Origin of the sequence: Planctomicrobium aquicomposti, assembly GCF_051466325.1 — a bacterium.
Taxonomy (GTDB): domain Bacteria; phylum Planctomycetota; class Planctomycetia; order Planctomycetales; family Planctomycetaceae; genus Planctomicrobium.
Genome location: NZ_CP195792.1, coordinates 4,222,779 through 4,233,736, shown reverse-complemented (window position 1 = coordinate 4,233,736; position 10,958 = coordinate 4,222,779). Strand labels below are relative to the sequence as shown.

The 10,958-nt window shown below is 59.4% G+C and carries 10 protein-coding genes and 1 pseudogene; 7 read left to right on the top strand and 4 right to left on the bottom strand.

Features of this window, described 5'->3' with window-relative positions; all coding sequences use genetic code 11:
* Positions 1-150: 150 nt before the first annotated feature.
* The 3 genes and pseudogenes from SH664x_RS16350 to SH664x_RS16340 all read right to left on the bottom strand — a co-directional run.
* Positions 151-431 (bottom strand): annotated as a pseudogene (locus SH664x_RS16350) (type II secretion system protein); the annotation flags it as partial.
* Between the two features lie 513 nt (positions 432-944).
* Positions 945-1,763: a tetratricopeptide repeat protein gene (locus tag SH664x_RS16345; RefSeq protein ID WP_437202695.1), complete on the bottom strand. Its 819-nt coding sequence runs from the start codon at positions 1,761-1,763 to the stop codon at positions 945-947.
* 100 nt (positions 1,764-1,863) lie between these two features.
* The gene (locus SH664x_RS16340) at positions 1,864-2,607 is read right to left on the bottom strand and encodes a hypothetical protein (protein WP_437202693.1); all 744 of its coding nucleotides are present in this window, start codon (positions 2,605-2,607) and stop codon (positions 1,864-1,866) included.
* A 203-nt stretch (positions 2,608-2,810) separates the two neighbouring features.
* On the opposite strand from SH664x_RS16340, the gene SH664x_RS16335 reads away from it, so the two are divergent.
* Positions 2,811-3,329, top strand: a complete 519-nt coding sequence (locus SH664x_RS16335) for a methylated-DNA--[protein]-cysteine S-methyltransferase (RefSeq protein WP_437202692.1) — start codon at positions 2,811-2,813, stop codon at positions 3,327-3,329.
* A gap of 109 nt (positions 3,330-3,438) precedes the next feature.
* On the opposite strand, the gene SH664x_RS16330 is transcribed toward SH664x_RS16335, so the two are convergent.
* Entirely contained in the window at positions 3,439-3,828 is a 390-nt protein-coding gene (locus SH664x_RS16330) for a hypothetical protein (RefSeq protein ID WP_437202690.1), read from the bottom strand.
* Positions 3,829-3,997: 169 nt separating this feature from the next.
* Between SH664x_RS16330 and SH664x_RS16325 the strand changes: the two genes are divergently transcribed.
* From SH664x_RS16325 to SH664x_RS16300, 6 genes are all read left to right on the top strand, one after another.
* Complete coding sequence (locus SH664x_RS16325; RefSeq protein WP_437202688.1) at positions 3,998-5,092, top strand: CsgG/HfaB family protein; 1,095 nt, start codon at positions 3,998-4,000, stop codon at positions 5,090-5,092.
* An 85-nt stretch (positions 5,093-5,177) separates the two neighbouring features.
* Positions 5,178-6,011 carry an ABC transporter permease gene (locus SH664x_RS16320; RefSeq protein ID WP_437202686.1) on the top strand — a complete coding sequence of 278 codons (834 nt, stop codon included), beginning with the start codon at positions 5,178-5,180 and terminating at the stop codon, positions 6,009-6,011.
* Between the two features lie 52 nt (positions 6,012-6,063).
* Positions 6,064-7,236: a tRNA epoxyqueuosine(34) reductase QueG gene (gene queG / locus SH664x_RS16315; protein ID WP_437202684.1), complete on the top strand. Its 1,173-nt coding sequence runs from the start codon at positions 6,064-6,066 to the stop codon at positions 7,234-7,236.
* A gap of 184 nt (positions 7,237-7,420) precedes the next feature.
* Positions 7,421-8,656: a ubiquinol-cytochrome c reductase iron-sulfur subunit gene (locus tag SH664x_RS16310; protein WP_437202682.1), complete on the top strand. Its 1,236-nt coding sequence runs from the start codon at positions 7,421-7,423 to the stop codon at positions 8,654-8,656.
* 62 nt (positions 8,657-8,718) lie between these two features.
* Positions 8,719-9,492: a cytochrome b N-terminal domain-containing protein gene (locus SH664x_RS16305; RefSeq protein WP_437202680.1), complete on the top strand. Its 774-nt coding sequence runs from the start codon at positions 8,719-8,721 to the stop codon at positions 9,490-9,492.
* Between the two features lie 76 nt (positions 9,493-9,568).
* Positions 9,569-10,933, top strand: coding sequence for a hypothetical protein (locus SH664x_RS16300; RefSeq protein ID WP_437202679.1), 1,365 nt, complete (start codon positions 9,569-9,571; stop codon positions 10,931-10,933).
* The last annotated feature ends 25 nt before the right edge of the window (positions 10,934-10,958 follow it).

Below are 10,958 nucleotides of genomic sequence, written 5' to 3'. Positions count from 1 at the left end.
GGGCTGTCGTAGGTCCATGTCCCACGGGACCGTCCGACGCCACTGCAGGCTGGGGATCTGCGTCAGAAACGGGGTGTAGGCGACGGTGTCGGGCTGCGGACCAAAAGGCTGATAGGTCGTCGAGCCGATGGTCTGAATGCTGCAGATCGTATTGAAGAGCGGCACCTGATCCAGATCGGGGAGCAGGCAGATGAAGCCGCTGGGGCGGTTCACATTGTTGACGGTCTTGTTCACGGTCCCGCCGTCAGGATGGCCGGTTCCACCCCGGGCATAGGGGAAAGTGCCGAACACGTCGTGATAGTTGTGAAGGGGCAGGCCGAGCTGCTTGAGAGTGTTTCGGCACTGGCTGCTTCGCGCGCGTGTTGCACTGCCGGAAGCAGCAGAGCGATCAGCACCGCCATGATGGCGATGACCACGAGGAGTTCAATCAGCGTGAATCCGTGCGCGCCTTGTCAGACATCTTCAGACCTTCCCGGAGTTTGCACAACAGAGGAGGCATTAAGGTCGGTTTCTCTCGGGGAGTGCGATGCGATGGAGGAACGGCCAACACCCGCATGGCGTTGGCCTCTGAACTGCCAATCGTGCCCGGATTAGAAACGCCGTAAGCAAAGAAACCTTGAATGCACTGTGAAAATCTGGAGAGTTCGGAAAGTGGAGATGCGTCTTTCCGCTGCATTCTGGCGTTTTTTAATTCGTCGTCACTCCGCGGGTGTCTCCATGTCGCGGACGAAATGCTGGCGGTGGGGCCACCGGATTGAAGAACTTGCTCCTGACCTGCAGCCACGAAAAAAGCCCCGGTGTGAGCCGGGGCTGAGGGGCGTTCGAGAGTGGCGAAATGTCACGCGTCAGCGTTGAGAGTTCTCAGCGTTCGTTTTCGCCACGCTCTCTGTCCTTCGGGTCCAGCGCAGTTCGGACGCTGCGGAAACTGGAAAGAGCCACCTGCACTACCGTGCGGTGTCGCGGAAGGGCTTGCCCGATTGATACAGCTGCAGCCGGGCCTGACAGTCAGCTTTTGTCTCTTCTTCCGCCAGCTTGAGCGCTTCAGTCTGCCATTTGACGGCATTGGCGAAATCACCGACTTCTGCGTAAGCGGCAGCCAGAGTGTCCAGGTTGTTCGAGTCCTGATGGTTGGTCAGCTCGCAGGCCTTCCCGGCGTGCTCGACGGCCTTGCGGCCATCGCGGATTTTGGCATCGGTGCAGGTGGCCCACAGCCAGGCGGCATCGTTGTGAGGTTCGGGATTCTGAGGATCGAGACGGAAGGCGGCTTCGTAATCGGCGAGAGCCTTGTCGTATTGCCGCTTCTGCTCCCATGCGAAGCCCCGATCGTGCAGGAACGCGGCCACTTTGGGTTCCAGTTTGATCGCTTCGGTGTAGTCGGCGATCGCCTTGTCGAACTCGTTGGTCGTGTTGTAGATCAGTCCCCGTACGCTGTAGTTGTAGGCGGTGGGATTCTTCTTGATCTCTTCGGTGAAGAGGGGGAGGGCGTCGGCGAGAGTGACAACGGCAGCACGGGGAGCCCAGCCGTCGAGCCCGGCCCGATTGGGGATCGCCGGCGTGCTGAGACGAATCTGATTCCCCTGGATCTCTTCCACAGCCAGCAGTTCCAGCCGGCCAATCGTCCCAATTCCTTTGTCGTCGACCTTGAGTGCCAGATCCTGGACGGCCACGACTGTCTCGCCGACTTCCTGGGCGTGAGTCGTGGTGGGCAGGGCAGCCAGACTGAACGTTGACAGCGTCAACAAGAACCTGGTGTAACGGAACATCTTTTCCTCCATGAACCGGTAAAGCAAAGCCATCGAAGAAGCTGAGGCCGCTGCAGACCCGGTGCGACTCGCAACGGGAAGCTGCCTGCCGCGGGCTGGATTAACGTCGGGAAATCGCCAGGGCGAGGGGTTTCAGAATCTGATCAACCACGTGGATCTTTAACAGTCGTTCCGCATCGATGCGGAGTTCCTTGAAGGCCTCCTCAAAAGAGCCGTCGTGCGGGAGGCTGCCGTATTGCCGAACAGTGAAGTAGACGCTGATCGAGTCTTCCGGGTAGTCGTTGCGACGGACCTGATACGCATTGGTGCGGGTTTCCACCATGATGCGGCACTGGCGTCGGCAGTCGTCGGTGAGTGCGATCGTCAGATTCGGTTCGAAGTTGAGCGGCTTCCCTCCTTCGATTCCCAACAGCCCTTCGAAGGCGGAGCCCATTCCGAGTGCCTCGGCGACAACCTCGTCGTGATTTCCCTGGTACACGAAATCGAAGCCGAACAGAAAGTCGAGCGCTTCGCAGTCGAGCGGGCTGAGTGACAGCATGTAAGGTGCGAGCTGCAGGGAGAGCAGGTGCTGCTCCATGGCGTCATCGACCGACGGTGGATTCACACAACCGCTGCAGATGCGGCGGGGTTCGAGTGCCATCCAGCGGTAGTGCGGCTGATCCTTGTCCTCTTCGAGAACAAAGTCTCCGCTTTCGCGGGTATAGAAGTTCCGCATGGAGGGATAGGACTTCTGCACACGTCCGAAGAATTCGAGCACCGTCTCCCGCTGGGAGGGGAGTTGCATCTCGGTGTTCAGGTTGAGGTTCACAAAGTGAACGTCAGCCAACGTGTCGTAACCGTCCATTCAACAGACCTTTTCACACAGCTGATGTCGCAGACTGCACTTCAGCGTCTCAGCTGTGACGACTGGCAACAACTGCGGAGGTTTAAAATTCGAGAAAAGTCGGGTATTGTACAGATGTACTCATTGTGGGCAATGTGCAGATTTCTGCCTGCCTGCCCGAGTCAACAATCCGGCGGGCGTTATTCCTCTTCGAGGTTCCGGCAATGCAAACTGCAACTTACTTTGAAACGGAACTGGGCTGGTTCGGAATAAAGAGCACTCCCGCAGGAATTGCGTTTCTGACGTTCGGAAATCGAACGCGGGCAGAAGCCGCAAAACGCCTCGGGGAGCGCATGTCGGGCGGACCGTCTGCCCCCGCCTGGTTGCAGGACGCACAGGGGAGGCTGCAGGATTTCGCCAGCGGTTTCGACACCGATCTCTCGAGGATTCCGCTCGATCTGGCTGCGGGAACCCCTTTTCAGGAGCGGGTCCGCAAGATCGTGCAGCGTCTCAGATTCGGCGAGACAGCCAGTTACGGCGAGGTGGCGGCGATGGCGGGTGTTCCCGGGGCTGCCCGCGCTGTCGGCACCGTGATGTCGAAAAATCCGGTTCCGCTCCTCATTCCTTGTCACCGGGTGCTCGGAGCAGGGGGAAAACTGGGGGGATATTCCGCTCCACAGGGGTTGCAGATGAAACAACGTCTGCTGGAGATGGAACAGGCGGCTGTACTGAGCCACGCCTGACGTCCCCCTTCGGCATCCGCGCGGCCGTCCCAGGTGCACGGAATGTCTCCGCGATCCCGGGGTGAAAACGGAACGTTGACTCTCAAGCTCCCTGACGCAACCGGACGTGTCAGCGGCGGCGCGGTCCACCGGAGAGGAGCCTGAGGACGGACAGCACGCTGACGCTGGCCACTGCCAGCGGAATCCAGGCTCGCGGATTTCTCACGACAAAAAACAGTGCGGCGGCGATCCCCACAATCCACCAGGGGGAAATCTTCGCCCATGCGGCGGCGCGTCCGCGTGTTGGAAGCGCCAGCCAGAAGGCTCCCAGCACCAGCCCCACCCGCATCAGACTGCCGCACCAGAAATCGTTCTGAGCATCACCAAACAGGGCGAAAAGCACCGCACCGGCAAGAGCTGCCAGAGCCAGCAGACCAACGAGGAGCCGATTGAACTCCACATCCTTTTCCGGCGGAGTGTTCAATTTTGGCGAATCTTTCTGTTGGAAAATGACGGACATCCGCTTTCTCGCAAAAACGGGAAAATCTGCAGCAAAACAAACCGATATCTAGGAGTGGCCCGCACGAAAGTGCAAGGCACAGGGGAGCGAACCGTTCGTTTGTTCGCAGGGATGAACTTAGGAAGTTGATCGTCGGCTGTCTGCGCGACGATCCGAAGCAGGGTCAGGGATGCGCCCTTTCATCAACAGGATGAAGCTGAACAGTGCAGGGGCTGCACACCGCTCACCCGTGTTCGCAGCCTTGCGGCGAATTCTGCTGGCCTGCCTGCTGCTGACCGGCAGCAGCTGCGCCCATACCGCCATCGTCAAAACCTGGGAACCGGCCGAGATCGAGGTCTCGGGAATCGAGCGAATTGTCGTGCTCGATTTTGCCGGCGAAGGGGGGAAGCACGCGGCGAGGGTGCTGGCCGGAAAGCTGGGGACCAACGAGTTCTATACCGTCGTCGAATCGCAGCAACTCGGAACGCAGGTCCAGCTGGCGGCCTACGCCGAACCGACCGAGAGCCCCGCCGATGAACTGCTGGCGGTGGCCAGCGCTCACAGTGTGGATGCGGTCATTCGGGGCGAGGTGATCGAATACAGCTGCGAAGATCAGCACTTTCCCAATTCCGGCATGAATATGGGAACCGGCATCGGCCGGGATGCGAATCAGCGCGGCTATGCCCACTCTTCGGCGATGCTGATCGAAGGGCGGGAAATTGTGGAACGTCGGGCGGTGGTCACCATCGCTGTGCAGCTGGTGGATGTCCGGAGCGGGGAAATACTGGTCTCGCGTCGATTTTCACATCGGTTTGAAGACCGGTCGATGGGGGGAGTCGAGCAGTTTCCTTCTGAGCAAGACATTCTCAACAATCTGCTGCAGCGCTGTTTAAATGACCTGACAGCCATGCTGGCACCGCACGAAACGACCTGTCAGATCAAACTGGCGACCTGCGACCTGTGGGTGCGAGGACGGAGAGAGGTCAAACTGGGAGCGAAGCTCGCGGAAGCGGGTGACTGGGAGGCTGCGGAACAACGCTGGCGTGATGCGCTGCAGGTGAATCCGCATAACCACGCGGCGCTCTTCAATCTGGCTGTCGAAGCGGATCATCGGCAGATGTACAGCGAGGCGGAAGAACTGGCGATGCAGGCCCTGCGGCTGAATCATCGCGTCTGCTATGCCGAAGGCCTCAAGGCGATCCGGGCTCACCGGCAGGCGTTCGAGAAGTCCGAAGATCAGCGCGAGGCCCGCATCACGACGGCTTCGAATGAAGTCTGGGAATAAGCCGCAGCCTGTCGGCCGGCGGACTGACCCGCATTCGCGGCCGGCGTAGTAGCTGAAGCGCCGTTCGGGGCGCTATACTGCGGAGATGGAACCCAGGCTGCATTCCCGCCCGAGCTACCTTCGGGTCTGGCTGACATTTGCCCGCAACTCGCTGGTGCGGGAACTGACATTCCGCGCCAACTTCGTGATCGAAGTCATCACCCGGATGTTCTGGTTTACAGCCCAGATCGTGCTGTTCGAGATCATCTACAGCAAAGTCCCGATGATTCAGGACTGGAATCGCTATGAATATTTCGCGTTCATGGCGACCGGCATGCTGATCAACGCCCTGGTCGAAGCATTCTTCATGTCGAACATCGCCAACCTGAGCGAGCTGATCCGCACCGGCAATCTGGACTTTGTCCTGCTGAAACCAATCGATACCCAGTTTCTGGTGTCACTGGAATCGGTCGACTATGCGATGGTCAATCAGGTGCTGCTGTCGCTGGCGTTGCTGTGGTATTCGCTGAGCAAACTGGCGGTGACGATCACTCTGGGGCACGTTGGCATGTACCTGCTGTATGTGGCGGTCGGAGTCACATTTTTCTATTCACTGATGATCGCATTGGCGAGTACCAGCGTCTGGATGGGACGGAATCAGGGGCTCTACGACTTCTGGTTCTACGTCACCTCGTTCGCCCGCTATCCGCAGAATTTTTATCGACAGTCGTTTGATGGGGGCCTGTTGTGGTTCACGCTGTCGTTCGTGTTGCCGATCCTGCTCGTTGTCACGGTGCCGTCACGAATTCTGCTGGAAAAAGCGCTGGAGCCGAGTGCCATCGTCCTGATCATTGCGCCACTGGCCGCTTTGATCGCGCTGGTGGTCTCCCGTCAGATTTTCACGTGGTCGCTCTCCCGCTATCGCAGTGCCAGCAGTTGATTCCGGCCACGACCGGCGGACCCTGCTGCGGAGGAGGAGAACTTCCCGCGCGATGACAGTTTCCTCTGACGACACCGCGACGGATGGTTCGCTCACGGATTCCGAACTGGCCCAACTTCTCAAGGAACGGGGAGGCGAACTCGGCTTTGAGCTGATGGGGATCGCCCCCGCTGCCCGGCCGCTGACACTTGAACACTTTCAGTCGTGGCTGCAGGCGGGATTTCAGGGGGAAATGCTGTACCTCGCCCGTCGGGAAGCGGCGTACGCCCATCCGGAAGGGGTTCTGCCCGCTGTTCGGACGGTGATCATGGCGGCTCTCAACTATGGGCCTGGTGCCCGCGATGCGGCTTCTCCGGGACGGATCGCTGCCTACGCTCAGGGGAGCGGAGACTATCACGAGATTCTTCGCTCGAAGCTGCGCATCCTCGCGGACCTGCTGCATGACCACCGTCCCGGATGTCAGACGCGGGTGGCTGTCGATACCGCACCCCTGCTGGAACGGGATGTTGCCCGACGGGCAGGGCTCGGGTGGTTCGGCAAGAATACGATGCTGATCAACAAGCACCGGGGGAGCTATTTCTTTCTCGGGGCAGTCCTGACGGACGCAGCACTCCCCGCCGACGCACCGCATGAAACCAGTCACTGCGGCACCTGCACACGTTGTCTGGAGGCCTGTCCCACCGATGCTTTTGAGGCTCCTTATGTCTTAAATGCCTCGAAATGCATTTCGTATTTGACGATTGAGCTTCGCAAGCGTCCCATCCCGTCCGGGTTGCGTGCCGGGATGCAGGACTGGATGTTCGGTTGCGACGTCTGCCAGCAGGTCTGTCCGTGGAACCGGAAGGGAACGCCCGCGACTGCCGCTGAGCTGATTCCCGATGCGTCACTGCTGGAAGTGAAGGCGGAAGAGTTTCTGCGATTGAGCGCCCGGGAGTTTCGACTTCGGTTCGGCAAAACGCCGCTCGCTCGCCCCGGTCGGGAAGGGATGGCCCGCAATGCGGCGGTTGTTCTGGGCAATCGCCGGGATCCCACAACAGTTCCTGTGTTAATTGATGCTTTGCAGGATGAGTCGGCGATCGTGCGGGGCGCGGTCGTCTGGGCTCTGGGGCAGGTCGGTGGCGAGGCTGCATTCAATGCATTGTCTGCTCATGCTTTAAGGGAATCGGATGTCGATGTCGTGCGCGAGCTCTCGGCGCTCGGTCACCGGGCACACGGGGATGCTTGAAGTCTGTCAGGGATCGACGGATACGCGAACGCATCGGAGTCTGCTTCCGTTTTCTGAGAAATCAAGTGTCAGTGCGCTCCCAAACTTGCCGTCCCCCAGTGCACTTGCCATGATCCACCCCGGATAGCTCCCGGGAAAGGATTTCAGGGAAGAGGGACGTGGTTTTAGAACGCTGCTGCTGACTATGGCGGAACCAAAAAAACTCACGACCGAAGAAATCCTGGCGCTGGCCCGGAAAAAGAAGGCCGAAGCTGCCGCCGCAGCCAGTGCAGCCAGCTCCAGTGCAGCCAGCTCCAGTGCAGCCAGCTCCAGTGCAGCCAGCTCCAGTGCAGCAAGCGGTGGAGAGGCGACTCCGGGAGAGCCCGCAGCGCCGGCTGCCTCCGAGGCGAGTCCAGCGGCCACTCCTGCTCCCGCAGCGACCCCCAAGACCACTGCCGAGATTTTGGCAGCGGCTCGCGCTTCTGCGGCTGCCAAAGCCGGCGCCGCGAAGTCTGAGGCGCCCGCTGAGCCATCCGCTGTGGCACCCCCGGCTGGGGCTCAACCGAAATCGACTGCCGAGATTCTGGCGGCGGCCCGTGCTGCGGGAGCCGGCAAGCCAGCGGCCGCTCCTGCTGCTCCGAAGTCGACCGCAGAGATTCTGGCTGCTGCCCGTGCAGGCAAAGCGGGGGCGGGAACCAGTGCTCCGTCGCCGGCCGCTGCTTCCGCTGCAGCGCCCGCTTCTGGGACAGCCGTTCCTCCCGCTACCTCACCGGCAGGCGAACGTCCTGCGCTGAAGGATATGGTCGCCGCGGTCACGGCAGCCAGTGCTGGTCAACCCGTTGTGGCCGCCAAAGGGGCGAGTCCTGCTACTCCGGCCAAGCCGAAGCTTCCTGCAAAAGCGGGTGGGAAAGAAGCTGTCTCCCGTCGATCGGCATTCTCGATGGTGACGGGTTTCCTGATGGCTCCCTTTGTTGTGGCCTGGGCCGCTGTGGCCGGGATCGCCGGTCTGTGGGGTCTGGGGATGGCCCGGTTCATGATGCCGAACATGGTGCTGGAGCCACCGAGCCGGTTCAAGGTTGGCCCAGCGTCTGATTTCCCCCCGGGAACGGTGTCGGAAAAATACAAGGCGAGTCGCGGAATCTGGATCGTGCATTCAGACGCCTACGACGGAAAGAATATTGTCTACGCCCTCTCATCTGTTTGTACCCACCTGGGGTGCACGCCGAACTGGCTGGAAGGGGAGCAGAAGTTCAAATGCCCCTGCCATGGGTCGGGTTTCTACATTTCGGGGATCAATTTCGAAGGTCCCGCACCCCGTCCGCTGGAACGTGTTGGCTTACGATTGTCGGAAGACGGAACGCTGGAAGTTGACAAGAGCGTCAAGTTTCAGGAAGAACTCGGGCAGTGGGTCGACACCAAATCATTCTACGAGATCGTTTGACTTTCGTTCCTGGTCGCTCGTTTTCTTTCCCGTAGTCAATTGGATCTCCGCAAGGCAACTCGATGTCGGTCACGGAATACATTCGCAACTCGCAGATCTGGCGGAGTGTCTTTCGGCATCCGGCGCCTTATGACCGCCGGAACCGCGCTGTCGTCGTGCTGACGAACTTCTTTCTGCACCTGCATCCGGTCTCCGTGCAGAAGGGGGGGATTGCTCTCTCCTACACCTGGTGTATGGGGGGGGTGACGTTCTTCCTGTTTCTGGTGGAAACGCTCACCGGCGTGCTGCTGATGTTCTATTACCGGCCGACCCTGGAATGGGCCTTTACGGATATCGGGAACCTGCGGGACGTCACCTCTCTGGGAATCATGCGGGAAATCCACCGCTGGGGTGCCCATGCGATGGTGATTACCGTGTGGCTGCATATGTACCGCGTGTTCCTGACGGGGAGTTACAAGCCGCCGCGGGAATTCAACTGGGTCATCGGCGTGCTGCTCCTGGTGCTGACGTTGCTTCTCTCGTTTACCGGCTATCTCCTGCCTTGGGATCAGCTGGCAATCTGGGCGATCACTGTCGGTTCAAACATGGCGCGTGCGACTCCCTTTCTGGGGCATGAAGGGCCCGGCTTTCAGCTGCTGAATATTCGAGGTTATGACCTGATTACTCAGGCCAGCGATGCCCGGTTCCTCTTGTTGGGGGCCCGGAACGTCGGCGAAGAGACATTGAACCGGTTTTACATCATGCACTGTGTGGCCATTCCGCTGGTGGTGGCCATGCTGATTGCCATTCACTTCTGGCGGGTCCGCAAAGACGGCGGGATCAGCCAACCCCTGTAAACAGCTTCGTCGCGGTCGCGCGAGGCAGGTCTGGACACAATCGTTACGGCGAATCGGAATCGGGCAGATCACTGATATGGAATTTCATCCCGATCTTACCGTCGGCGTCATTAACGGCCTGGGATGGCTGTACCTGCTGATGTTCTTTCTGAATCTCGGCTGGACAGTGCAGAGCTTCAAGAAAGATGGCCACTTCGAGTGGTGTTTCGGCTGGGAACATATTCCGAAGGCAAGTGTCTGGGCGCTGTATACCGTCGGCCTGATGATCTTCGCTTTCGTGCACCTCACCGTGCGGGGGAATGCTGACACGTTTCTGCTCCGCCTGCCGTTGTGGTTCAAGCTGTGGGTCGACAGCATTATCGCCAATCCCATCAGCTACTTTATCGTGTCGATGGTGCTGTTTGGTCTGATGATCTGGCTGCGAAACTGGTGGGTCGAGCCGACGCGCGCCTGGATTCTGTTTAACGTCAGCGTGCTGTTTCTGGCGTTCAGTATGACAGACTACGACTTCCGGCAGATTGTCGGCAAGCCGGACAACGTGCCGATCGTGGGGATGCTGTTTCTCGTCGGCTTCTTTACCTGGCTCTATTTCTATGAGGCGGGCAAGAACGACAGGCTGATTGCCGAAGGGCTGCCGGTCAAGAAAAAAGAGTTGACCGAGCAGGTGCTGGTGTGGCCCGATCTGGTCTACACCGAAATGATCTGCATGATTCTCGTGGCAGCGCTGCTGATTGTCTGGGGGGTCGCGTTGCCGGCTCCGCTGGAAGAACCGGCTTCCGCCGTGAAGACGCCCAATCCGTCGAAGGCCCCGTGGTACTTCCTGGGTCTGCAGGAGATGCTGGTCTACTTCGACCCGTGGATGGCCGGGGTGGTTCTGCCCAGCATCATTCTCGTGGGGCTGATGGCGGTCCCCTATATCGACTTCAACAAGGCCGGAAACGGCTATTACACATTCAATCAGCGGAAGTTTGCGGTCATTACGTTCCTGTTCGGCTTTCTGCCGCTCTGGGTGGCGATGATTGTGCTGGGAACCTTCATCCGGGGTCCGAACTGGAACATGTTCGGTTTGTACGAATACTGGGACGTGCACAAGCTCGAGGTGCTCAACAACATCAATCTGTCAGACTGGTTCTGGCTGGATACGCTGCGACTCCCCTTGCCCCGCCCGAATGGCGATGACCCGTTTCTGGTGCAGGCAATGGTGATCCTGAAGCGGGAGTGGCTGGGTCTGCTGCTGGTGGTGCTGTACTTGTTTGCCATTCCGCCGCTGCTGGCGCGAACCTTCATGCGTGGATTTTTCGTGCGGATGGGTTTCATCCGCTTTATGGTGCTCGCGAACCTGATTCTGTTCATGGCTGCACTTCCGCTGAAGATGATTCTGCGGTGGACGTTCAACCTGAAATACATCGTCGCGATTCCCGAATGGTTTTTTAATATTTAGTCAGCAGATGGTCGCGAGCTGTCGG